Here is a 24,988-nt window from a genome sequence, read left to right on the forward strand (position 1 = left end):
ATGTAGGCCCGAGGACCCAGGATTCTCCCCTGACCTCCCACATGAGAACAAGTGCGGTCAGCGGGCCAAGATCTGACCCTCCACCGTAGGTGGAGACGACCGCGATCTGCGAGGAGCGCATAGGAAGTGCCAGGCATACTCGATAAGCTCCTGCGCGCGGGTGAAGGAAAGATCCTGCGCCGGCTCAAGAAATTCAAGGACCAGGTCAACCTCCTAGAGGATGACTTCGTCGATCTCAGCGACGACGAACTGCGGGCCCTGACGCAGGAGTACAAGGAACGCCACGAAGACGGCGAGTCCCTGGACGATCTCCTGCCGGAGGCTTTCGCGACCGTCCGTGAGGCGGCCAAGCGCACTCTGGGCCAGCGTCACTTCGACGTCCAGGTCATGGGTGGTGCCGCCCTGCACCTGGGCAACATCGCCGAGATGAAGACCGGTGAGGGCAAGACCCTGACCGGGACCCTCGCGGTGTACCTCAACGCCCTCGCGGGCAAGGGTGTGCACGTCATCACCACCAACGACTACCTCGCCCGACGCGACGCCCAGAACATGGGCCGCGTCTACCAGTTCCTCGGGCTTGAGGTCGACGTGGTGGGTCCGCAGATGAGCGCGGCCGCGCGCCGCCAGGCCTACCAGGCCGACATCACCTACGGGACCAACAACGAGTTCGGTTTCGACTACCTGCGCGACAACATGGCGCTGTCCCTCAAGGACACGGTCCAGCGCGAGCACTACTTCGCCCTGGTCGACGAGGTCGACTCCATCCTCATCGACGAGGCGCGTACCCCGCTCATCATCAGCGGTCCTTCCGAGCAGAACTCTCGCTGGTATTCCGAGTTCGCCAAGATCGCCCCGCGCCTGAAGCAGGACGACGACTACGAGGTCGACGAGAAGAAGCGCACCGTCGGCATCACCGAGGCCGGTGTGGCCAAGGTCGAGGACCTGCTGGGTATCGACAACCTCTACGAGGCCGTCAACACCCCGCTGATCAGCTTCCTCAACAACTCCCTCAAGGCCAAGGAGTTGTACCGCAAGGACAAGGAGTACATCGTCAAGGACGGTGAGGTCCTCATCGTCGACGAGTTCACCGGTCGTGTCCTGGCGGGACGTCGCTACAACGAGGGCATGCACCAGGCCATCGAGGCCAAGGAACGCGTCAAGATCAAGGACGAGAACCAGACTCTCGCCAAGGTCACGCTCCAGAACTACTTCCGCCTCTACGAGAAGCTCGCCGGCATGACCGGTACCGCCCAGACCGAGGCGGCGGAGTTCACCCAGACCTACGGCGTCGGCGTGGTGCCCATCCCCACCAACAAGCCGATGATCCGTGAGGACGTCAAGGACGTCGTCTACAAGCACGAGGACGCCAAGTTCCAGGCCCTGGCCGAGGACATCGCCGAGCGTCACGAGGAGGGCCAGCCCGTCCTCGTCGGTACCACCAGCGTGGAGAAGTCCGAGCTGCTGTCCCGGATGCTCAAGCGCGAGGGTGTCCCGCACGAGGTCCTCAACGCGAAGAACCACGCTCGTGAGGCCTCGATCATCGCCCGGGCCGGCAAACTCGGCGGCGTCACCGTCGCCACCAACATGGCCGGTCGCGGTACCGACATCATGCTCGGCGGTAACCCCGACTTCCTCGCCGACGAGAAACTCCAGGACCGTGGCCTGAGCCCGCTGGAGACCCCGGAGGAGTACGAGGAGGCCTGGCCGGACGCCCTGGAGAAGGCCAAGGCCGAGTTCGAGGACGAGCACGAGAAGGTCGTCGAGGCCGGCGGTCTGTACGTGCTCGGCACCGAACGCCATGAGTCGCGCCGGATCGACAACCAGCTCCGCGGTCGTTCCGGCCGTCAGGGTGACCCGGGCATGTCCCGCTTCTACCTGTCGCTCCAGGACGACCTGCTGCGTCTGTTCAACTCCAGCCGTCTGGAGGTGTTCATGAACCAGCTGAACATCCCGGACGACCAGCCGATCGAGTCCGGCATGGTGAGCAAGGCGATCGCCTCCGCCCAGGGTCAGGTCGAGTCGCAGAACTTCGAGATCCGTAAGAACGTCCTCAAGTACGACGAGGTCCTCAACCGCCAGCGCAAGGTGATCTACGCCGAGCGCCACAAGGTCCTGGAAGGCCAGAACCTGCGCGAGCAGGTCATCGAGATGCTGGAGGGGGTGCTCCGCGGTTACGTCACCGAGGAGACCGCCCGCGGCGACGCCGACGAGTGGGACCTCGACCGGCTCTGGCGGGCGTTCAAGCAGGTCTACCCGATCAGCTTCACCGTCGACGAGTTCGTCGAGGAGAACGGTGACATCCACACGCTGACCAAGGAGCTCATCGCCGACAGCGTGGTCGAGGACGCCAAGAGCGCCTACGACACCCGCGAGTCGGAGCTGGGCGAGGACGCCATGCGTGAGGTCGAGCGCCGCGTCATCCTGCAGGTGATGGACCGCAAGTGGCGTGAGCACCTCTACGAGATGGACTATCTCCAGGAGGGCATCGGCCTGCGCGCGATGGCACAGCGCAACCCGCTGATCGAGTTCCAGCGCGAAGGCTTCGACATGTTCCAGGAGATGCTGGCGGCCATCAAGGAGGAGTCGGTCGGCTTCCTCTTCAACGTCGAGGTCCAGGTGCAGAAGAAGGCCGAGCCGAGCCTCACCGCCACCGCCGCCGCGCAGACCGCCGCGACGGTCGGCGGGTCCGCGAGCGCGACCGCCGTCGCCACCGCGGTGGCGGAGGACGAGGAGGCCGCCGAGGCGGAGGCCCCCGACACCGAGGCTCCGGCCGAGGACGTCGTGGTCCCGGGCTTCGGCGAGGACCGGCCCAGCCGGCTCCAGTACTCGGCTCCCAGCGAGGACGGCACGGTCGAGCGGCACAGCGAGGCCAACGACGAGTACGCGGGCACCGCGCGCAACGCGCCCTGCCCCTGCGGCTCCGGCAAGAAGTTCAAGAAGTGCCACGGGGACGCCTCGGTCAAGTAGCCGGTGGTTCCCGAACAGTGATCGAGCGCGTGGGCGCGGTTCCCCGAGGGGGCCGCGCCCACACGCGTGTCCGGTGCCCGGACGCCCTCAGGTGGGCAGGGGGCGTTCCTGGACGATGTGTTTCATGACCAGGGTCGAGCTCAGGTTCCGAACCCCGGGGAGGGTGGCCAGGTCCTCGTCGTAGAGGGCGCGGAAGGCCGCGAGGTCGGCACCGACCACGCGCAGGAGGTAGTCGGGGTCGCCGAACAGTCGTTCCGCGCTGACCACCTGGGGGATGGTCGCCACCGCCTCCTCGAACGCGGCGACGGTATTGCGGTCCCCTTGTCGCATGGTGATGAACACCAGGGCCTGGAACCCGAGGCCGACCGCCTCCGCGTCCACCACCGCCCGGTAGCCGCTGATCACCCCGGAACGTTCCAGTTCACGGAGGCGACGGTGACAGGGAGAGACGCTCAGACCGACGCGGTTGGCGAGTTCGGTGATGCTCAGCCGACCGTCCTCTTGGAGCTCGGCAAGGATCTTTCGATCGACGATGTCCATGTAGAAGATTCTTCCACGTGATCCCGGCTCCGACGCAAATAGTGGAACCATATTCGGTGCGTTTCCGGCTACTCTTCCCCCTGAGCTGCTGTTTCGGGGAAAAGGGGGGTCCGCTGTGGACGCGGGTTCGGTGGCGGCGTTCTGGACGGTGTCCGTCCTGCTGATCCTGGTGCCGGGGGCCGATTGGGCCTACGCGATCGCCGCCGGGCTGCGGGACCGCTCGGTGCTGCCGGCGGTGGGCGGGCTGCTGACCGGCTACGTGGTGCTCACCGGGGTGGTGGCCGCGGGGGTCGCCGCGTTGGTCGCACGTACCCCGGCCGTCCTCACCGGGCTGACGGTGCTGGGCGCCCTCTACCTGGTCTGGTTGGGGGTGGCCACCTTGGCGCGTCCGTCGGTGCCCGGCGCGGGTTCCTCAGACGAGGGCTCCGGAACGTGGGTGGCGCGCATGGTGACCGGCACGGGGGTGAGCGGTCTCAACCCCAAGGCGTTGCTGCTCTTCCTCGCGCTGCTGCCGCAGTTCACCGACCCGGAAGGCGGCTGGCCGATGGCCGCGCAGATCGGCACCTTGGGGCTCGTGCACACCGTCAGTTGCGGAGTGGTCTACCTGGGGGTGGGAGTGCTCGCCCGCCAGGTGCTGGGGGCCAGGCCCGCGGTCGCCCGCGTGGTCACCAGGGTCTCCGGGGCCGCGATGGTGCTCATCGGCGTGGGGCTGATGGCGGGGCGCCTGCTCTGACCCCGGGCACGCCCATGCCGGGGGCGGGGGCGAGGGCGGCGGCTCCGGGCACGTGGGCGGCCCGGAGCCGAGGAACCTAGCCGGTCTGGGTGACCTTGTTGAGTCCGCGGGGAACGTCGGGGTCGTAGCCCAGTCGCCGGGCCAGATGCTCGGTGAGCAGTTGGGCGGGGACGATGAGGTTCATCGGCGAGACCCACTCGGGTACGTCCGGGACGTCCACCGAAAGATCACTGGCGGCGGCCAACGCCTTGCCACCGCCGAAACCGAACACCGGGGAACCCGCCGAGCGGGCCCGCTCGGCGAGGGCGACCGTGCCCTGAAGGGTCGGACCGCTGGAGGAAGCGACCAGGAGCGTCGGAGTGCGCGGGCCCAGGACCGCGATGGGCCCGTGCAGCAGGTCGGCGTAGGACAACCCCATCGCGTGCAGGTAGCAGGCCTCCTTGAGTTTCAGAGCGGCCTCCAAGGCGGTGGAGTAGACCATGCCGCGTCCGGAGACCACCATGCCCTGCACGGCGACCATCCGTTCGACGATCTCCTCCAGGGCGTCCGTGGGCGCGGCCAGGGTCTCCTCGATACCCTGGGGCACCAGGTCCAGTTCGCCGGGATCCAGGTCGGCGCCCAGTCCCAGGGCCAGCACGGCGAGGGCGGCGAGCTGGGAATTGTAGGTCTTGGTGGCGGGCACGGCCAGCTCGTTGCCCGCCCGGGTGACCAGGGCGACGTCGGACTCCGTGGCGAGCGGCGAGTCGGCGCCGTTGGTGACGGCCAGGGTCCGGGCTCCGCAGCTCGCGGCCCACCGCATGGTCTCGACGATCTCCTCGGTCTTGCCGGACTGGGAGATGGCCACGGCCAGGACGTCGGACAGGTCGACCTTCGCCCCGTACTCGGTCGCGATGGACGGGGAGCCGAGGGTGGCCAGACGGCCGGTGTGGGCCTGAAGCAGGTAGCCGCCGTAGACGGCGGCGTTGTCGGAGGAACCGCGTGCGATGAACAGGACGTGTTTGGTGCGACGGCCCAGCGCCTCGATCTCCCCGCGCAGGGGGAGGAGTTCGGCGAAGGTGCGGCGCAGAGCATCGGGCTGCTCGGCGATCTCCGCTCGCATCACGCTCGTCGTGGTGGTCATGTGCAACAACCTTCCCAGGGTGTGTGCGGGTCGCCCTGGACGGGCGTCGGGTGCCGCACCGAAGATCGGTGAACGGCGAGGAACCCGTGGTTCCGCTGGTTCCGCGCCCGCCTCGACGTCGCCGGCAATGGATTGACACGGAGTCGAAGGCTATGGTCTAGTCCGGACTATACCAGTCAGAGATGAATTGCCCGGAGAAGCCCGAATGCGGAGGCGGGTCGCGAGTTAGGGTCTTTCCACGCCGACCCCCGACCGCAGAACAGAAGGTCGCCCATGTCGATCGATCCCACCAACCCCATGCCGAAGTACGTGCAACTGCGCGAGCTGCTGTTGGACCGGATCACGTCGACCGGGCTGGGCGTGGACGACATGATCCCCTCCGAACGTGAGCTCAGCGCGGTCTACGGCCTGTCCCGGATGACGGTGCGCCAGACCATCGACCTCCTGGTCGCCGAGGGCAAGATCTACCGGGTCCCCGGCAAGGGCACCTTCGTCGCCCGCCCCAAGATCGAGATGTCCCTGGTCCTGGCCTCCTACAGCGAGGACATGCGGGCCCGCGGCTTCGAACCGGGCGCCCGCGAACTCATCCGCCAGGTCATCCCGGCCAGCGGCCACACCGCGCGCATGCTCGACATCGGTCCCGGCACCCTCGTCCACCACATCGAACGCATGCGTACCGCGGACGATGAACCCATGGCGGTGGAACGCTCCAACATCCCGGCCGCGATGGTGCCGGGGTTGGAGGACTACGACCTCGCCGAGAGATCTCTCTACGAGGTTCTGGAAAACGAGTTCGACATCCTGTTGGATTCCGGAGAACAGACCATCGAGGCCGGGATCTGCGACTCGGCCGACTCCCGTCTCCTCGGTCTGCCCGCTGGAAGCCCGGTGCTGATCATGCAGCGCCGCAGCTTCGCCAAGGGACAGTGCGTGGAACTTGCACTGTCCACCTACCGTGCCGACCGCTACCAGCTGCACTCCAGGTTGGACCCGCGGCGACACGGCGACTGACACCCCCGCGCCCGTCGGCGCGCCGCTAAGGGAGGCCCCCCGCCATGTCGGACCCAACAGCCGCCAACACCCCACCGAAACCATCCGGTGGTACCGGGGGAGGGGATAAACGCGGTTCGTCCGCGCTGGCCCTCCTCCAACGCCTCGGCCGCAGCCTGATGATGCCGATCGCGGTCCTGCCCGCCGCCGCGATCCTGCTCCGCCTCGGCCAGGACGATCTACTCGGCGCCGAGGGGCTCGGTGGGCTGCCGGGCATGTCCTGGATGAACCCGGTCTCCGGGGCAGTGGGCACCGCCGGTGACGCCATCTTCCAGGCGCTGCCGCTGCTCTTCGCCATCGGTGTGGCGATCGGTTTCGCCAAGCGCGCCGACGGTTCCACCGCGCTGGCCGCGGTCGTCGGCTACCTGGTCTTCGACCGGGTCTCGACCTGGACGATGGCCACCTTCGACGGACCCCAGGGCGATCTGGGTTCGCAGGTCACCGCCTATCCGTTGGCGATCGACCCGGTCACCCGGGAACCCGTCACCGATCCCGAGTCGGTCAACGCGGTCGCCCCGATGATCGACCACGCGGTCAAGAACCCCACCGACGTGCTCGGCGGCATCGCCATCGGTCTGATCGCCGCCGTGCTCTGGCAGCGCTACCACCGGATCAAACTGCCCACCTGGCTCGGTTTCTTCGGCGGTCGCCGCTTCGTGCCCATCATCACCGCCCTGGCCGGCCTGCTCCTGGGCGTGGCCCTCGGCCTGATCTGGCCGATCGTCGGCACGTGGATCCAGAACCTGGGCGAGACCATCATCGGCGCGGGCGCGTTGGGCGCCGGCATCTACGGGATCATCAACCGCATCCTGCTGCCGATGGGCCTGCACCACGTGGTGAACTCGTTCATCTGGTTCGTCTCGGGCAGCTACACGGCGGACGACGGAAGTGTCTCCCACGGTGAGATCACCCGTTACTTCGCGGGCGACCCCGACGCCGGCGGCCTGCTGTCCGGGTTCTTCCCCGTACTGATGTTCGGTCTCCCGGGTGCGGCTCTGGCCATGTGGTTGACGGCGTCCCCGGCCCGCCGGGCCCAGATCGGTTCGATCATGATCCCGGCCGCGCTGACCGCGTTCGTCACGGGCATCACCGAACCGGTGGAGTTCGCGTTCATCTTCGTGGCCCCGCTGCTGTTCGGTGTGCACATCGTGCTCACCGGTATCTCCATGGCCGTGCTGAACGCGCTGGACGTGCAGTTGGGCTTCGGCTTCTCCGCGGGTCTGATCGACCTGTTGCTCAACGCCACCAAGGGCAACACGGAAGGGTTGGGCATCCTGCTGTTGTTCGGGGTGCTGTACTTCCTGGTCTACTTCGGGATCTTCTACCTGCTGATCAAGAAGTTGAACATCCCCACCCCGGGTCGGGAGACCGATCCGGAGGAGAACGTCGCCGCGCACACCACCTCGGCGGCCGACGAGGAGAACCGTGCCGGGACGAGCGGACCGAAGGGGGACGGTGGATCGACCGGGACCGGTAAGGACCCCGCCGACTGACCCCACCGACCGACCCCGCCGACCGGTGCCCGGGGGACTTTCGCCGGGCACCGGTCGGCGTCGGCCCTGGCGTGTGCGGTCGCTCACCTTCTAAGCTCGGCTCAGATTCGTGAACGTGCCCGTCGGGCACGCGAGAGCAGAGCGCGGAGGGGTACATGGCCAACAAGGCTGAGGCGATCGTCGCCGGGTTGGGCGGAGCGGCCAACATCGAGGACATCGAGGCCTGCATCACCCGGTTGCGTACCGAAGTGGCCGACCCGGGGCTGGTGAAGGAAGAGGCCCTGAAGGCGGCGGGCGCGCACGGGGTGTTGGTCTCCGGCAGGGTCGTCCAGGTCGTCGTCGGGCCCGAGGCCGACAGCCTCACCGACGACATCCAGGACCTGCTGGAGTAAGCCCTGGTCCGAGCACCGGAACAACCGCCGGGGAGACCGTCGGATCGGGTCGGATGAGGTGGGGGGAGAAAACAAGGGCCCTTAGGCCCTTTTGGTCGGTGTGATCCTGGATTAAGTCGCGTCCGTAGGGAAGATCTCCTCCATGTCAGACCACAGTAGTGCGCTGCGCGTACTTTCCCCCGTCCCGGGGACGGCGATGTCCCTGGAGTCCGTACCCGATCCGGTGTTCTCCCAGAGCATGGTCGGCCCCGGGTTGGCCGTGCACCCCGAACCAGGTCAGGAGGGCGGCCAGGAGGCCCGACAGGAGGCGGTGGCCCCCATCGACGGGACCCTGGTCAAGCTCCATCCCCATGCCTTCGTGGTCATGGCTCCGGACAACAGACGCGGTGTCCTGGTCCACCTGGGCATCGACACCGTGCAACTCGCGGGGGAGGGGTTCGACCTCCTCGTCGCGGAAGGTTCCGAGGTCACGGCGGGCACCCCGGTGATCGAGTGGTCACCGGGGCTGGTCGCCTCCCTGGGCAAACCCTCCGTGGTGCCGGTGGTCGCGCTCGACGCCGGCGCCGACGCACTGAGCGAGAGCGTGAACGGCGCCGTCGCCGCCGGAGACGAACTCTTCGTGTGGACCCCGGCTTAGATCCTGACCACCCGCCGCACCGAATGATCCGAGACCGCACCCGGCCCACGGCGGGGTGAGCACGGACACCACGCTCGACAGGGTATTCTCCGGCCGCACCAAGCGATCCGTCGGAGATGACACCCCACATGAAACCGCACGCCCTGGCCCCGGTCTGCGCAGGCCTCGCCCTGATGATCACCGCCTGCACCACGACACCCGAGGAGGTGGGACCCTCGCCCGAAGAGAACGAACCGTCACCGGAGGCCTCGGCCGAGCCCTTCGAACCGGTCCTGGCCCCCGAACTCCTGGCCGGAATGGACCTGGACGACAAGATCGGCCAGCTGATGGTCCTCACCGCCCAGGGCACCACGGCCGCGGACAACGCACAGCTGATCGAGTCCTACAACCCCGGCGGGCTCATCTACTTCGACGCCAACCTGAGCGACGCCGAACAGATCGCGGAACTGTCGGCGGGGGTCCAGGAGATGGCCGCTGAACAGGGCCAGGGAATTCCCCTGTTCCTCGGCATCGACCAGGAACAGGGCCGGGTCGTGCGCATGCCGGTGGGCACGCACTTCCCCGACGCGATGGCGGTCGGGGCCACCGGCGACACCGAACTCGCGGCCCTGCGCGCCACCACCACCGCCACCGAGCTGGCCGCGGTGGGCATCAACCTCAACTACGCCCCGGACGCCGACGTCAACACCGACCCGAACAACCCGGTGATCGGCATCCGTTCGTTCGGCTCCGACCCGGACAAGGTGTCGGAGATGGTGCTGGCCGAGGCGGGTGCCTACGCCGAGAGCGGTGTGGTGCCGGTCGCCAAGCACTTCCCCGGGCATGGCGACACCGACGTGGACAGCCACACCGGGCTGCCCGTCATCGACCTGCCCCGGGACCAGTGGGAGGCCGAGCACCTGCCGCCGTTCCGGGCCGCGGTGGAGGCGGGGGTGGACTCGATCATGACCGCCCACGTGCTCATGCCGCAGCTGGACGGTTCCGAGGACCCGGACCCGGCCACGCTCTCACCGGCGATCATCGACGGGATCCTGCGCGACGAGCTCGGCTACGACGGGGTCGTCACCACCGACGCCCTCAACATGGAGGGCGTGCGTCAGCGCCACGACGACGGGGAGGTCGCGGTCCGTGTGATCGAGGCGGGCGTGGACCAGCTCCTCATGCCGCCGGACCCGGGCGCGGCGGTCTCCGCGATCCGCGAGGCCGTCGAGAGCGGTCGATTGAGCGAGGAGCGCATCGACGAGTCGGTGCTGCGGGTTCTGACCCTCAAGGAGAAGCGCGGGATCCTGGAGGCCGACCCGGTCGACCCCACCGCGGCCGCCGCGGTCATGGAGGCCCCCGAGCACGCCGAGGCCGCCCGTCGGGTGGCCGAGGCGTCGGTGACCCTCGTGCAGAACGTGGGCGACCTCCTGCCGCTCGCGGAGGGCACCAAGGTGCGGGTGGCGGGGGTGGGCTCCGAAAGTCTGGCCCCGGCCCTGTCCGACGCGGGCCTGGAGGTCGTGGACGGCGGCGAGGAGGTGCTCGTCGTGGGCACGGAGGGCGCCGGCGGCTCCACCGAACAGCAGGGCCTGGTCTCCGCGGCGCAGGGCGCGGGCACCCCGGTCGTGGCGGTGTCCCAGGGCGGCCCCTACGACCTGGAAGCCTTCCCCGAGGTCGAGGGTTACCTCGCCCTGTACTCGGCGGTGGAGGTCTCCCGAGCGGCCGCGGCCAAGGTCATCACCGGAGAGGTCTCCCCGTCGGGCGAGCTTCCGGTGGACATCCCCGGCGCGGACGTGAGCGCCGGCACGGGTCTCGGTTACTGAGGCCCGCCGACGGAGTCCTCGGGATGCTCCGCTCCGTCCGCGAGATTGAACCGGGCGGGGAACGGGAAGAACGGTTGCCCGCCCGGCCCCTCGGATCACGGAGGAGTCGGGCGGGTGGTTCCTACGGCTCACCTGAGGAGGCGATCGGATGAACCGCACCACCCGACGAGGGGTCATCTCCGACTGGGGCGGCGTGCTCACCCCGCCACTGCCCGACGGGATCCGGGCCTGGCTCCTGTCCGACCGGATCGACATCGACCACTACTACGAGGTCACGCGGCCCTACTTCGACGGCAGCCTGGCCGAAAACCCCGTGCACGCCCTCGAACGAGGCGAGATCGACACCGCCGAGTTCGAACGTGACCTGGCCGCGCTGTTGCGCTCCACCCACGGTGGCCCGATCGAGGCCGAGGGGCTCATCCACCGGATGTTCTCCCGGTTCGAACCGATCCACCCCATGTACGAAACGCTCCTCTCGGCCCGGACGGGCGGGCACGCCACGGCGCTGCTGTCCAACTCGTGGGGGAACGGCTACCCGCGTGAGCGCTTCTCGGCCACCTTCGACACCGTCGTCATCTCCGGTGAGGTGGGCATGCGCAAGCCCGAGGAGCGCATCTACCTGCACACCTGTGAACGGTTGGGACTCGCGCCCGAGGAGTGCGTCTTCATCGACGACCTCGAACACAACGTCACCACGGCCGAGTCCCTCGGCATGACCGGCATCCTGCACACGGACGTGGACAGCACCCGAGCGGCGCTGGACCGCTTCCTCACCCCCGAGGGCGACCACGAGCACCAACCGGCCTGATCCACGATGGGAACGGGGGCGGGCACGGGTCCGGTCACCTCGGGTTCTTTGGGAAACTCGTGGTGAACCCGATCGCGCCTTGGAGTCTCGATGTACGTCTTCCTGCCCAGCACCGTCCCCGCCCTGGCGGCCCTTCTCGACGAGGGGCGCTTGGAGGGTGAACCCCTGACCGCCTTCACAGCCGACCCGGGGCCGGACGGCGACCCCGAGGAGGTCGAGTACGAGGCCATGCACGCGGCCGCCGAGGAGTCGCTGCGGTTGTTGGCCGCCACCCCCGACGCCCCTCGCCGTCGCGTGGTCCTGACCGCGGAGATGCCCGACCACGTCGTCGAACACGAGGCCCGTCACGACGACGGCGTGGCCCGGGTGAGCGTCCGGGCCACCATCCCCTACAAGAAGCTGAAGTCGGCGCACGTGGACGATGAGCGAGCCGTCACGGACGTCGCGAAGGCGATCGAGGACCCCGGGTCCGGCGCGGCCGACGACCACGAGCTGTTGTGGTTCGCCGTCCAGGAGATCCGCTACCTGGTCGAGGGCTCCCACGGGTGACCCGCGGGTGACGGCCGAGCCCGGCGGGCGCCGGCCGCACCACCGTGGTCCGTTCACCGGGGCCCTGGTCCACAGGGCGCTCTGGCCGGAGCCGGACGCGGTTTCCCCTGTTATGCGGCCATCCGGCACAATGGATGCGTCCCGAACCCCCGAACGCCGAGGAGTAAGCCATCAGCCGCCTGGTGCTATGGAACATCGACCTCACCCTCCTCGACGTCGGTCAGGTCACGCGGGTCGCCTACGCGGAGGCCTTCGAGAAGGTCACCGGTGAACCGCTGGTCTACCTGACGTCGGCCGCGGGCCGCACCGACTCGGAGATGTTCTTCGAGTTCTGTGCCCGCAACTACGTCGACCTCGAACCCGACACCGAGACGCTGGCCGAATTCCTGGCCGCCCTGGAGACGGCGTTCGCCTCCCGTGGCGACCAACTGCTGGCCAAGGGCCGGGCCCTGCCCGGTGCCTCGGCGTCGTTGGCCGCGGTGGCGTCCATGCCCGACACCCTCCAGACGGTGGTCAGTGGCAGCACCCGGGTCAACGCCACCGCCAAGCTGGTGGCCTTCGGCCTGGACACCTACCTCAACCTGGCCGTGGGCGGGTTCGGCTCGGTCAACTACCCCAAGGCGAGCCTGATCCAGTCCATCCGCCTGCACGCCTCGGGCGAGGGCGGGCGGGCCTACACGGAGGAGGAGACGGTGTTCATCGCCGGCTCCGTCCCGGACGTACGGGCCGCGCTGATCGGTGGGGCCACCCCCATCGCGGTGCTCAGCGACTCGTCCACCGAGGGGCAGCTGCGGGACGCCGGGGCGCAGATCGTCCTGCCCGACCTGAGCGACCCTCGGGCCGTGATGACCGCCGTGCACCAGGCCACCACCCGTTAGGGCGTGTTCCGCGATCGGCTCGGAGCCACAGGTCGTCCCGATCGTCCCGGCCCCGATCGACCCCCGGAACGTCAATCCGGGGTAACGTCTCCATAACGACAGCGAGCATCGTCGGAGAGAAGGTCGTGTCCCGTTTGTGCGCTGGTGTGAACCACCGCAATTCCGTCCACAGCAACGGTAACCACCGTGTAACGGTGTCGGTTCTGTTCTCGGCGACGAAACCCAGTAGCCTGGTCGGGGCCCCGCTACGGTGGGGGCCGGGTTCCCGTCCGCGGGGTCCCTTGAGGTGGGAACAACGGAGTTCCGGCCTCGCTTCACGCCACCTGCGCGCAGGTGGCGACCCGACCACGACGGCTTCGGGCCCCTTGCGCCCGAAGGGTTCACGAGAACTCACAACCCAGCGCAGAAGTTCACGGATCCGACGGTTCGGTGGGGCGACCGACCGACACGTCACATGATCGGCTGTTCTTCGCGACGCTCGTCCGACGCTGCTCACAAAGGAGTGAGAGATCCCTATGTCCGGGCAATCCGACGTCATTCTCCAGAAGCTGCTCAAAGACGCGGCCTCTCGGTGGAAACCGGGGACTCGTCTGAGTCCCGAGGCCGCCGACACGGTCCGCCGCTTCCTTCCCCTCTACTACCGCCACACGGACCCTGAGGAGATCAGCGGCCGTTCCCCCGAACAGATCTGCGGAACCGCGGAGGCGCACCGTTCCTTCGGCGCCGAGCGCACCCCCGGGCGCGCCAAGGTCCGCGTCTACACCCCCGACCTCGAACGTGACGGGTGGGAGCAGCAGTCCAGTGTCGTCGAGGTGATCACCGACAACGCGCCCTTCCTCGTTTCGTCGGTGACCATGGCCCTCGCCGATCTCGGTGCGGGCGTTCGCGCCGTCATCCACCCCCAGATGACCGTCGGGCGCGACCTCTCCGGCCACCTGATCGAGGTCGACCCGGAGGCCGGTGGCGACGGCCTGCTGCCCATCGACGAGTCCTGGATGCACATCGAGATCGACCGGCAGAGCGATCCGGAGCGCGTCAAGGAGATCACCTCACGTCTGGAGACCGTCCTCGGCGATGTCCGCCAGGTGGACGAGGACTCCGCCAAGATGAGCGACCGGGTCGCCCGGATCGCCGACGAGCTCTCCGCCCACCCCGACCGGTTGGCCGCCGGAGGCGTCGACCCCCGCGAGGCCGACGAGAGCGTCGACTTCCTGCGCTGGATCGAGAACCGTCACTTCACCTTCATGGGGTACCGCGAGTACTCCCTGGTCACCGACGAGAACGGGGACGACTCCCTGCGTCCGGAGCCCGGCACCGGGTTGGGCCTCCTGCGCATGGACTCGCCGTCCTCCACCGGCTTCGCGGCCCTGCCGCCGGAGATCCGCGCCAAGGCCCGCGAGCCCTACATCCTGGTCCTCACCAAGGCCAACTCCCGGGCCACCGTCCACCGCCCCAAGTACCTCGACTACATCGGCGTCAAGAAGTTCGACGCCCAGGGCAGCATCATCGGTGAGCGCCGCTTCCTCGGCCTGTTCACCTCCCAGGCCGAGACCATGGGCATCGGCGAGATCCCCATCCTGCGCCGCAAGCAGGCCGAGGTCCTCTCCCGGGCCGGGTTCGACGCCGACAGCCACAATGGCAAGGACGTCATCGAGCTCCTGGAGACCTTCCCCCGCGAGGAGCTCCTGCAGATCCCCGTCGGGGAGCTCTACAGCATCGTCCGGGGCGTGCTGCGCCTGCGCGAACGCCGTGGCACCAAGCTGTTCATGCGCCGCGACCCCTACGGCGGCCGGTACATGTCCTGCTTCGTGTACATGCCGCGCGACCAGTACAGCACCCGGGTGCGCCTGGACATCCAGAACGTCCTCACCGACGCCTTCCAAGGCGCCACGATGGACCACAACGTGATGATCGGCGCCGCGCCGCTGGCGCGCCTGTACCTGGTCGCGCGGGCCGAGCACGGACAGACCCTCGCCGACATCGACCAGGTCGCCCTGGAGGAGAAGGTCCGCGAGGCCGCCAGGTCCTGGGACGTCGACTTCGACGACGCGCTCGTGGACGAGTTCGGACCCACCCGCGCCACCGGCTTGAAGGAGCGCTACGGCGCCAGCCTCACCGAGGCCTACAAGGTCGACAACAGCCCGGTCACCGCGGCCAAGGACATCGAGCGCATCGAGGACCTCCTGAAGCGGGTCCCGGCCGCCGAGCGCAGTGGCGAGTTCTCCGCCGCGCTCTACCGGGACGACGAGAGGGACGACTCCGCCTGGCGGTTCCGCCTGGTCCGTCTGGACGAGCCCCTCTCGCTCTCCCGCGTTCTGCCGGTCCTGGAACACCTCGGCGTCGAGGTGGTGGACGAACGCCCCTACTCCCTCGAAGTGGAGGGCGTGGGCAGGATCTGGATCTACGACTTCGGGCTCGGGGCGTTCCCCGTCTCGGATCTCTCCCCCGAGCGCCTGAGGGCGCTCTTCGAGGAGGCCTTCGACGCCTCCTGGCGCAACCGGGCCGAATCCGACCGCATCAACGCCCTGGTGGCCCGGGCCGGACTCGACTGGCGCCAACTCACCGTCCTGCGCGCCTACGGCAAGTACCTGCGCCAGACCGGATCCACCTTCACCCCGGACTACCTGGCCGATGTCCTCGTCGCCAACGCCGGGGTCACCGACCTGCTGATGCGGCTCTTCGAGGCCCGCTTCGACCCGGATCGGCCCGACGAGGGCCGTACCGAGCGCGCCGACACGTTGGTCGCCAAGATCGAGGCCGAACTGGAGGGCGTGGCCAGCCTGGACCACGACCGCATCCTGCGCTCGTTCCTCGCCGTCATCCAGGCCACCCTGCGCACCAACCACTACCAGCACGGTTCCGAGGAACGGCTGGTGTTCAAGCTCAACCCGCAGCAGATCCCGGACCTGCCCCAGCCGCGTCCCCGGCTCGAAATGTACGTCTACTCGCCGAGGGTGGAGGGCGTCCACCTGCGCTTCGGAACCGTCGCCCGCGGTGGTCTGCGCTGGTCCGACCGCTTCGAGGACTTCCGCACCGAGGTCCTCGGCCTGGTCAAGGCCCAGATGGTGAAGAACTCCATCATCGTGCCCGCCGGCGCCAAGGGCGGGTTCGTCTGCAAACGCCTGCCCTCGGGCGGTGGCCGTGAGGAGGTGATGGCCGAGGTCGTCTCCTGCTACAAGCAGTTCATCAGCGCCCTGCTGGACATCACCGACAACCTCGTCGACGGACGACTCGTCCACCCCGAGCGCACCGTTCGGCACGATGGTGAGGATTCCTACCTGGTGGTGGCCGCGGACAAGGGCACCGCGTCCTTCTCCGACATCGCCAACGGCATCTCCGCCGAACGCGGCTTCTGGCTCGGCGACGCCTTCGCCAGCGGTGGTTCGGTGGGCTACGACCACAAGGGCATGGGCATCACCGCGCGCGGTGGTTGGGAATCGGTCAAGTACCACTTCCGCGAGATGGGCGTGAACGTCCAGGAAGAGCCCTTCACCGCCGTCGGCATCGGCGACATGTCCGGTGACGTGTTCGGCAACGGCATGCTGCTGTCGAAGCGGATCAAACTCGTGGCGGCCTTCGACCACCGGCACGTCTTCCTCGACCCCGCCCCCGACCCGCACACCTCCTGGGTCGAGCGGGAGCGTCTGTACAACCTGCCGCGCAGCACCTGGGAGGACTACTCCGCCGACCTGATCTCCGAGGGCGGCGGCGTGCACCCGCGTACGGCCAAGTCGGTCCCGGTCACTCCACAGGTCCGTGAGGTCCTGGGCATCGACGAGGGCGTCACCGAACTCACCCCGGACGAGCTCATCCAACGCGTCCTCACCTCGCCGATGGACCTGCTGTGGAACGGCGGCATCGGCACCTACGTCAAGGCGAGCTCCCAGAGCCACGCGGAGGTCGGCGACAAGGCCAACGACCCGGTGCGCGTGAACGGGACGGACCTGCGGGTGAAGGTGATCGGCGAGGGCGGCAACCTGGGCATGACCCAGCCCGCGCGGATCGAGTTCGCCCGCAACGGCGGCCGGCTCAACGCCGACTTCATCGACAACTCCGCCGGTGTGGACACCTCCGACCACGAGGTCAACATCAAGATCATGCTCGACCGCGAGGTGCGGGCGGGTGAGCTCGACAAGGACGAGCGCGACCGGCTGTTCATCGACATGACCGACGAGGTCGCCTCGCTGGTCCTGGACAACAACTACGCCCAGAACACGGTGCTGGCCGCCGCGCGCAAGCAGAGCTACGAGATGTTGCACGTCCACGGCCGTTACATGCGTCACCTGGAGCGCACCAAGGTCCTCAAGCGCAAGCTGGAGGACCTGCCCTCCGACAAGGCGATCGCCGAGCGCCGCGCCGCGGGCAAGGGGTTGACCGGCCCCGAGTTCGCCACGCTGCTCTCCTACACCAAGATGAGCCTCAAGGAACAGATCGCTCTCTCGGACCTGGCCGACGACCCCTACCTGGCGCCGACCCTGACCGGCTACTTCCCGACGCCGCTGCGCGCGGAGGGTTTCGCCGACGAGGTGGCGGCGCACCCGCTGCGCAAGGAGATCATCGTCAACCAGGTGACCAACCAGTTGGTCAACCGGTCCGGGATCACCTACGCGTTCCGTCTCAACGAGGAGCTGGGTTCCAGCGCCGCCGACATCGCCCGGGCCTACCTGGTGGTCCAGGAGGTGCTCGGGCTGCGGGGGCTGTGGAGCGAGATCGAGGAACTCGACCACGAGATCTCCGTGGACAGCCAACTCGTCCTGTCGCTGGAAGCCCGCAAGCTCGCCGAGCGTTCCACCCGGTGGCTGCTGCGCAACCGGAGTTTCCCGTTCGACATCAGCACCGAGATCGGCTTCTTCGCCGAGGGTGTGGGCGAGGTGCTGCCGCAGCTGGTCGACCTGCTGCGCGGCCGGGACCGGGAGGCGTTCGAGGAGCGCCGCGACCGGTACGTCTCCCACGGGGTGCCCACCGGGCTCGCCGAACGCATCGCGGTCATGGTGCCCGCCTACTCCACCCTGGACCTGGTGGAGATCGCGCACCGCACCGGCCGCCCGGTCGGCGAGGTGGCCGCGCTCTACTTCGAACTGGCCGACCGGTTCAACCTCAGCTGGTGGCGTGAGCGGATCATCGACCTGCCGCGCGACGACCGCTGGGCGACCATGGCCCGAGGGGCCTTGCGCGACGACCTGTACGCCGCGCACGCCGACCTGACCGCCCGGGTCCTGGAGTCCGGTGGTTCCGCCTCCGGCGGTGAGCTCATCTCCGACTGGGCGAAGGAGAACGAGAAGGCCGTGGAGCGGGCCGGGATCACCCTGTCGGAGATCCAGGAGAACGAACGCTTCGACCTGGCCACCCTGTCCGTGGCCCTGCGCTCCATCCGTTCCCTGATCATCTAGGGAAGTGTCCCGAGCGGGCCCCGCACCGTCCGGTGTGGGGCCCGCTCCTTCGTTGGGTCCTACACTGGGTGCGTGGCAGAAATGGACCCGGTAGAGAAGATCAAGGAACTCGCGGCGACCCTGGCGAGTGTGACCGCGGTGCTGGACCTGGAGGCGATGCAGACGCAGATGGCCGAACTGCGCGAGCAGTCCGCCGACCCCGAACTGTGGTCGGACCAGGACAACGCGCAGAGGGTGACGCGTCGACTCTCCACACTGGAGTCCATGGTCAACAAGGTCAACGGCATCGGGCAGCGTCTCGACGACGTCGGTGTGCTCTACGAGCTCGCCGAGGCCGAGGACGACCCGGACACCCGTGCCGAGGCGGATCGTGAGCTCGAACAGCTCCGCAAGGAGATCGGCGAACTAGAGGTGCGTACGCTCCTCAACGGCCCGCACGACGAGAGCGAGGCCATCGTCTCCATCAACTCCCAGGCGGGTGGTGTCGACGCGGCCGACTGGGCGCAGATGCTCCAGCGCATGTACCTGCGTTGGGCGGAGCGACACGGCTATCCCACGGAGGTCTACGAGACCTCCTACGCGGAGGAGGCGGGCATCAAGTCCACCTCGTTCGCGGTCAAGACGTCCTTCGCCTATGGCACCCTGCGCGGGGAGCACGGCACCCACCGACTGGTGCGGATCTCACCGTTCGACAACCAGAACCGGCGACAGACCTCGTTCGCGGGTGTGGACGTGGTGCCGATGGTGGAGAAGAGCGACCACATCGAGATCGACGAGTCCGAACTGCGCGTGGACGTGTACCGTTCCAGCGGTCCCGGTGGTCAGGGCGTCAACACGACCGACTCGGCGGTGCGCATCACCCACATGCCGACCGGCATCGTGGTCTCCTGTCAGAACGAGCGCTCCCAGCTCCAGAACAAGGCGACCGCGATGACGATGCTCCAGGCCAAGTTGTTGGCCCGCAAGCGTCAGGAGGAGCAGGCGGCCCTGGACGAGATCCGCGGTGACTCGGTGAGCAGCTGGGGCACCCAGATGCGCAACTACGTCCTGCACCCGTACCAGAGCGTCAAGGACGTGCGCACCGGCATGGAGACGGGTAACCCCACGGCGGTGCTCGACGGTGAGATCGATGGCTTCATCGACTCGGAGATCCGCTGGATGCGCAACCAGGAGAAGGAAGAGTAGGGGCGAGCCGCCCCGGACTCCCATGGGTGTCCCCTCTCACCGACAGGGGGACGCCCGGTCGTGAGTCGGTCACCCCGGGTCGTCGAAATGGGCGAACCGGGGTGATGTGTCCCAAAGGTGATGACCGCGACTCCGCAGTTTTACCGAAACTGCTATATGTGAACGTTATCATCGGTTGACACCTCCGATATGCTCGTGGCTGTTGTCCGATAGTGCACTGATCTCCACAGATCACTTGGGCGTGACGGGACCTGGACAATCCGGGCCGCTGTCCCCTCTAAACTGTCGGTGGCCATGCGGCCGGTACGATCCCGTGCGGAGCACCTCCGCCGGGTGCCCATACCTTCGAGAGCCTTGTGATGCGCCTGTGATCCACTTCGATAACGTCACCAAGCAGTACCCGACCCAGAAGCGCCCCGCGCTCGACGGTGTTTCCATCGACGTGGACAAGAGCGAGTTCGTCTTCCTGGTCGGCCCGTCCGGCTCGGGTAAGTCGACCTTCCTGCGCTTGGTGCTGAAGGAAGAGAAGCCCGACAAGGGCCGTGTACACGTCGCCGGCAAGGACCTGGCGCGACTTTCCAACTGGAAGGTCCCGCACCTGCGTCGCCGCATCGGCTGTGTCTTCCAGGACTTCCGCCTGCTGCCGAACAAGAACGTCTTCGAGAACGTCGCCTTCGCTCTGGAGGTCATCGGCAAGCCACGGCGGTTCATCAAGAAGGTCGTGCCCGAGGTCGTCGAACTCGTCGGCCTGGAGGGCAAGGCCGGCCGTATGCCCAATGAGCTCTCCGGTGGCGAGCAGCAGCGTGTGGCCATCGCCCGCGCGTTCGTCAACCGCCCGCAGATCCTGCTGGCCGATGAGCCCACCGGCAACATCGACCCCGCGACCTCCATCGGCATCATGAAGGTGCTGGACCGAATCAACCGCACGGGAACGACCGTCGTCATGGCGACGCACGACGCCGCCATCGTCGACTCCATGCGCAAGCGTGTGATCGAGCTTGAAGAGGGCTTGGTAGTGCGCGACCAGATGAGTGGCGTCTACGGCCAGGCGTACTGACCCCTGGTACGTTCGTCGCCGGGCCTCGGTCGGCGACCCCGAGACCAGCGGCATGGCGAAGCCCCGAAGGATGGACCTTTAACAGATCATGCGAGCACAATTCGTTCTCTCCGAGACGTGGATCGGCCTGCGTCGCAACCTGACGATGACCATCGCCGTCATCACGACGGTGGCCATCTCTCTCACCTTGTTCGGTGCCGGTCTGCTGGTCAACCAGCAGGTTGCCGAGATGCGCAGTTACTGGGACCAGCGGATCACGCTGACCATCTACATGTGCAACGACATCTCGCCGACCACGGCGTGCCAGGAGAACGGCGCCGCGGGCGAGGGTGACCGCGAGGCCCTTGAGCAGCAGTTGGACTCGCTCAGCGAGGTCGACACCTACCGGTACCTCACCGAGGCCGAAGCCTGGCAGGACTTCCAGGAGCGCATCGGCTCCTCCAACGAAGCCCTCGCCGAGGCCGCCCAGGAAGGTGACATCCCGGACAACTACCGGGTGCAGCTCACCGACCCGAACCACTACGACGCGGTACGCGCGGCCGTGGACGGAGCCGACGGCGTCGACTCCGTCTCCAATGACCAGCGCGTCCTGGAGCAGTTCTTCGGTCTGCTCGACGGTCTCAAGTGGGCCGCGCTGATGGTCGCCGGTGTACAGCTGGCCGCCGCCGCGCTGCTCATCGGCAACACCATCCGACTGTCGGCCTACAGCCGCCGTCGAGAGACCGGCATCATGCGTCTGGTCGGTGCGTCGAACTTCTACATCCAACTGCCCTTCCTCCTCGAAGGCGCCATCTCCGGTTTCATCGGTGGTGTGGTCGCGTCCGGGTTCATCGTGGCAACCAGGTTCTCGTTGCTGACCCAGATCGAGGAGTGGTTCCAGTTCGACGTGGCCTTGGGCACAGGGCCACTGTTGTCCGTCATCGGTGTGTCGATGATCCTCGGTGTGCTCCTGTGTACCGTGACCTCGTTCCTCACCCTGCGCCGCTACCTGAAGGTCTGACGGCTCCACCGTCGGATGGGCGGGCGCGGGACACCGGGGGGCCAGTGGCCCCCCGGACTCATGAAGGGATACATCCGTGGCCAAGGAAACCGGGCACAAGCTGATCGCCCAGAACCGTCGGGCGCGGCACGACTACCACATCGACGAGACCTACGAGGCGGGCCTGGTCCTCACCGGGACCGAGGTCAAGTCCCTCAGGGAAGGACGCGCCTCGCTCGTGGACGGCTTCGCGCACATCCACGACAGTGAGGTGTGGCTCGAAGGTGTGCACATCCCGGAGTACACCCAGGGGACCTGGACCAACCACTCGTCCCGCAGATCACGTAAACTACTGCTGCACCGCGAGCAGATCGCCCGGCTGATCGGCAAGACCCGGGAGCCCGGACGCACACTGGTCCCGTTGTCCCTGTACTTCAGTGACGGCCGGGCCAAGGTCGAGATCGCTCTGGCGCGCGGTAAGCGTGAGTACGACAAGCGCCACGCCATCGCCGAACGTGAAGCCAAGCGTGACATGGAACGCGCGCTTCGCCGTCGGCGATAGCGGTCTTCTTCGTTGAGGCGCCTGAAAGGAACACACAAGGTGTCCCCCCGTCCCCTCGGCCGCAGGATCGCGGCCGCAAGCAGCGGCCTGGTCGTCGCCCTGTCCCTCGTGGCCTGTACGACCCACCCCAGCCCGGAGGTGGCCGTCAGGTCCTTCCTGCTCTCCTGGCAGGGCGGTGACCACGCCGGCGCCGCACGGTTCACCAACGGTGACCCGGCCGAGGTGGAAGCGGCGCTCGCCGACGTACACGACCAGCTCGACCTGGCCTCGGTCCGGTTCGACCTGGGCGGCATCTCCCAGGACGGAGACCAGGCCGTCGCGGAGTTCGAGGCTTCCGCCGACCTCGGCATCGGTGACCCGGTGTGGACCTACACCGGCAGCATGCCGCTCACCGACGGCCCCGAGGGCTGGCAGATCGACTGGTCTCCCAGCGTCATCCACCCCGAACTGGAGGACGGTGAGCGGCTCGCCGTCAGCTACGAGATCGAGGAACGCGGCCAGATCCTCGACCGGGAGGGCGAACCACTCGTCTCCGGCGACAGCGTCACCGCCTTCGGTGTCCTTCCCGCCGAGATGGACGACAAGGAGGCCGGGGTCACCGAACTCGCCGAACTCCTCGACGAGGACCCCGATCCACTGCTCAACCGGGTGCGCTCCGCCCCGCCCGAACAGTTCCAGCCACTGGTGCTGATGCGCGACAACAGCGTCGACGGCACCCTGCTGAACGAGGCCGGGAAGATCTCCGGGGTGCAGACCGAGGAGATCGAGATCAACCTGTCGCCGCGGGTGGCACCGTTCCTCCTCGGCGAGGTCGCGGGTACCGCCGAGCACCGGGTGTCCTCCCGTGTCGCCGGTGCCTACCAGGCCGGCGACACCGTCGGACTGAGCGGTCTGCAGAACATCTTCCAGCACGAGCTCGCCGGGACCGCCACCACTCAGGTGGTGACCCTCGGCGATGACGGGCAGCAGACCGCCGTCCTGGAGTCCTGGGAAGGCGTGCGCAGCGGTGGCGTCGAGACCACCCTGGACCTGGAGTTGCAGAACGCCGCGGAGAGCGCCCTGGAGGACCTGCCGGGCAACGGCTACCTCGTGGCCGTCGACATCGGCAGCGGCGATGTGCTCGCCGCGGCCAACGCCTCCGGCCAGGCCTCGGACGATGGTGCGTTCACCGGTGGCTACACGCCCGGCGGCGCCTTCACCCTGGTGTCCTCCCTGGCGGCCCTGGACTCCGGAGCGGTCAGTCCGGGCAGCCCGATGCCCTGCGGCTACCAGTCCGACATCGGTGACCGGACCTTCACCAACCCCAGCAGTGGGTTCCTGGCCGGGGAACCGGACCTGAGCCGCAACCTGAGCTTCCTGTGCAACGTCGGCTTCGTCGACATCGCCTCCGACGTGGGCGGTGACCAGATCACCGAATCAGCGGCCGCCCTGGGGCTGGGCGCCGACTGGCAGTTGCCCCTGCCGGCCGACTCCGGAACCGTCGAGATCAACGACGACGAAGCGGACGTGGCCGCCGCCATGGTCGGCGAGCACGGTGTCCAGGTGAGCCCGCTCTCCATGGCCCTGGCCGCCGCGGCGATCGCCGACGGCACCTGGAACGCACCGACCCTCGTCCGTGAGGAGGGGCCGGCCCCGGCCGGCGTCGGAGACCTCGACGAGGCCCACCTCGAAGTGATCCGCGAAGGGATGCGCGACGCCGTCGTCAACCGCTTCCCCGAGGTCGGCTCGGGTGAGGAACCCGTGTACGGTCAGGCCGCCCGCGCCGAACAGGGCGACACCGCCCTGCACTGGTTCGTCGGCTACCAGGGCGACGTCGCCTTCGCCGTGCTCGCCGAGGTGGACCCGGAGATGACCATGTGGCAGCAGTACGCCGTCACCTCCGCCACCGGCTTCCTCGCCGGTGACCCCGAAGGGCAGCAGCAGCCGCTCACCGACGACCAGCCGCTCGCGGAGGTCATGCCGGAGACCGAATCCGACCTGAACTGATGCCGTGAAAAAAGAAGACGCCGCCGGAGCAACCCACGGATGCTCCGGCGGCGTCTTCACGGGTAACTGGAACCGCATCAGGGGGTAGCGGACCAGTTAGATGAGGCAGGACCTCGTCTCGGGGGAGGCCCTGCCGCTTCCCAAGGTCGGCCAGACCCTGCCGACCGCCCCCGTGAGCCGCGTCGACCAGATCTTGAGTCCGCCTCACGGGGGTTTCTCCCTGACTTCGTCCCCCGCACCGGGAATCAGCTTGGTCCCTACAACGTTGACGCGGTAGAGTGACGAACACGCAAGTGGTTCGCCGCTCGCATGTCGGCCCACACGGGCCCCGTAGGTACGGGTTCCGCGTAGGCTTTGACAACTTCACAGGGGGTGATCGGTTTCGACTTCGGTAGTCGTTCCAGGGGAAGCGGATCGAGGGTTGCGTGTGTGACCTCGTTAATCCTGCATTCGCATAAATTCAAGTGCCAATTCTAAGCGCACTGAGTTCGCTCTCGCTGCTTAAGCGATTGTGACTCTGTCGGTCCGGGCTCGTCATCGGCTCGGGATCCGGCACCATTTAGATGACTTACCGCTCAGATCAGGCCACGGGGCCTGAGTGGGACATTTTCGTGGCTGGGCCTGTCAGCGATGTGTCTGTGCAAGCGCTGAGGCCGAGTAGAACGACACCACAGACTGCATCCGGAGAAGCCCTGGCTCGTTGCTGAAGGACGCGGGTTCGATTCCCGCCACCTCCACGGACTCAGGACGACCCTGCTCGCGCGTTCACGTGCGAGCAGGGTCGTCCTTTGTTTTTTCGGGGGACGACCCCCCGGACCCCCACCCCCGGACCGCGCCGAAGCACGACCCAAGGGCAACGA

Annotated in this window: 17 protein-coding genes, 1 other RNA gene and 1 pseudogene; 17 read left to right on the plus strand and 2 right to left on the minus strand. The window is 67.8% G+C overall.

What is annotated here, in order from left to right:
- Positions 1 to 126: 126 nt before the first annotated feature.
- A complete protein-coding gene (secA, locus tag BQ8420_RS21685; RefSeq protein WP_087100986.1) occupies positions 127 to 2,967 on the plus strand; it encodes a preprotein translocase subunit SecA in 2,841 nt (946 codons plus the stop codon).
- A gap of 87 nt (positions 2,968 to 3,054) precedes the next feature.
- Here secA and BQ8420_RS21690 read toward each other — a convergent pair whose 3' ends face one another.
- The gene (locus BQ8420_RS21690; protein WP_087100987.1) at positions 3,055 to 3,507 is read right to left on the minus strand and encodes an Lrp/AsnC family transcriptional regulator; all 453 of its coding nucleotides are present in this window, start codon (positions 3,505 to 3,507) and stop codon (positions 3,055 to 3,057) included.
- Between the two features lie 115 nt (positions 3,508 to 3,622).
- Here BQ8420_RS21690 and BQ8420_RS21695 point away from each other — a divergent pair, with 115 nt between their 5' ends.
- The gene (locus tag BQ8420_RS21695; RefSeq protein WP_087100988.1) at positions 3,623 to 4,240 is read left to right on the plus strand and encodes a LysE family translocator; all 618 of its coding nucleotides are present in this window, start codon (positions 3,623 to 3,625) and stop codon (positions 4,238 to 4,240) included.
- Between the two features lie 76 nt (positions 4,241 to 4,316).
- Here the strand turns inward: BQ8420_RS21695 and BQ8420_RS21700 are convergent, their stop codons facing one another.
- Positions 4,317 to 5,360 (minus strand): SIS domain-containing protein, encoded by a 1,044-nt coding sequence (locus BQ8420_RS21700; protein WP_087100989.1) that lies wholly within the window; start codon positions 5,358 to 5,360, stop codon positions 4,317 to 4,319.
- A gap of 273 nt (positions 5,361 to 5,633) precedes the next feature.
- Between BQ8420_RS21700 and BQ8420_RS21705 the strand changes: the two genes are divergently transcribed.
- From BQ8420_RS21705 to ssrA, 15 genes and pseudogenes are all read left to right on the plus strand, one after another.
- The gene (locus BQ8420_RS21705) at positions 5,634 to 6,371 is read left to right on the plus strand and encodes a GntR family transcriptional regulator (protein ID WP_087100990.1); all 738 of its coding nucleotides are present in this window, start codon (positions 5,634 to 5,636) and stop codon (positions 6,369 to 6,371) included.
- A gap of 44 nt (positions 6,372 to 6,415) precedes the next feature.
- Positions 6,416 to 7,903: a PTS transporter subunit EIIC gene (locus BQ8420_RS21710; protein ID WP_143847448.1), complete on the plus strand. Its 1,488-nt coding sequence runs from the start codon at positions 6,416 to 6,418 to the stop codon at positions 7,901 to 7,903.
- A gap of 143 nt (positions 7,904 to 8,046) precedes the next feature.
- A pseudogene (locus tag BQ8420_RS21715) lies at positions 8,047 to 8,295 on the plus strand (glucose PTS transporter subunit EIIB); the annotation flags it as partial.
- Positions 8,296 to 8,437: 142 nt separating this feature from the next.
- Positions 8,438 to 8,932, plus strand: coding sequence for a PTS glucose transporter subunit IIA (locus BQ8420_RS21720; protein ID WP_087100992.1), 495 nt, complete (start codon positions 8,438 to 8,440; stop codon positions 8,930 to 8,932).
- 128 nt (positions 8,933 to 9,060) lie between these two features.
- Complete coding sequence (locus BQ8420_RS21725; RefSeq protein WP_087100993.1) at positions 9,061 to 10,734, plus strand: glycoside hydrolase family 3 protein; 1,674 nt, start codon at positions 9,061 to 9,063, stop codon at positions 10,732 to 10,734.
- 148 nt (positions 10,735 to 10,882) lie between these two features.
- Positions 10,883 to 11,542 (plus strand): HAD family phosphatase, encoded by a 660-nt coding sequence (locus BQ8420_RS21730; RefSeq protein ID WP_087100994.1) that lies wholly within the window; start codon positions 10,883 to 10,885, stop codon positions 11,540 to 11,542.
- Positions 11,543 to 11,632: 90 nt separating this feature from the next.
- On the plus strand, positions 11,633 to 12,091 hold the full coding sequence (locus BQ8420_RS21735) for a DUF6912 family protein (protein ID WP_087100995.1): 459 nt from the start codon (positions 11,633 to 11,635) through the stop codon (positions 12,089 to 12,091).
- Positions 12,092 to 12,273: 182 nt separating this feature from the next.
- Positions 12,274 to 12,969, plus strand: a complete 696-nt coding sequence (locus BQ8420_RS21740; RefSeq protein WP_087100996.1) for an HAD family hydrolase — start codon at positions 12,274 to 12,276, stop codon at positions 12,967 to 12,969.
- A gap of 515 nt (positions 12,970 to 13,484) precedes the next feature.
- On the plus strand, positions 13,485 to 18,359 hold the full coding sequence (locus BQ8420_RS21745; RefSeq protein WP_087100997.1) for an NAD-glutamate dehydrogenase: 4,875 nt from the start codon (positions 13,485 to 13,487) through the stop codon (positions 18,357 to 18,359).
- A gap of 81 nt (positions 18,360 to 18,440) precedes the next feature.
- On the plus strand, positions 18,441 to 19,544 hold the full coding sequence (prfB, locus tag BQ8420_RS21750) for a peptide chain release factor 2 (protein WP_369825528.1): 1,104 nt from the start codon (positions 18,441 to 18,443) through the stop codon (positions 19,542 to 19,544).
- Between the two features lie 367 nt (positions 19,545 to 19,911).
- Entirely contained in the window at positions 19,912 to 20,601 is a 690-nt protein-coding gene (gene ftsE, locus BQ8420_RS21755) for a cell division ATP-binding protein FtsE (RefSeq protein WP_087100999.1), read from the plus strand.
- An 88-nt stretch (positions 20,602 to 20,689) separates the two neighbouring features.
- Positions 20,690 to 21,601 carry a permease-like cell division protein FtsX gene (gene ftsX / locus BQ8420_RS21760; RefSeq protein WP_235006404.1) on the plus strand — a complete coding sequence of 304 codons (912 nt, stop codon included), beginning with the start codon at positions 20,690 to 20,692 and terminating at the stop codon, positions 21,599 to 21,601.
- A gap of 76 nt (positions 21,602 to 21,677) precedes the next feature.
- On the plus strand, positions 21,678 to 22,142 hold the full coding sequence (gene smpB, locus BQ8420_RS21765) for an SsrA-binding protein SmpB (protein WP_087101000.1): 465 nt from the start codon (positions 21,678 to 21,680) through the stop codon (positions 22,140 to 22,142).
- 39 nt (positions 22,143 to 22,181) lie between these two features.
- Positions 22,182 to 24,128 carry a penicillin-binding transpeptidase domain-containing protein gene (locus BQ8420_RS21770; protein ID WP_087101001.1) on the plus strand — a complete coding sequence of 649 codons (1,947 nt, stop codon included), beginning with the start codon at positions 22,182 to 22,184 and terminating at the stop codon, positions 24,126 to 24,128.
- A 368-nt stretch (positions 24,129 to 24,496) separates the two neighbouring features.
- Positions 24,497 to 24,868, plus strand: a transfer-messenger RNA (tmRNA) gene (gene ssrA, locus BQ8420_RS21775).
- The last annotated feature ends 120 nt before the right edge of the window (positions 24,869 to 24,988 follow it).

The organism is Nocardiopsis sp. JB363 (assembly GCF_900143625.1).
Taxonomy (GTDB): domain Bacteria; phylum Actinomycetota; class Actinomycetes; order Streptosporangiales; family Streptosporangiaceae; genus Nocardiopsis.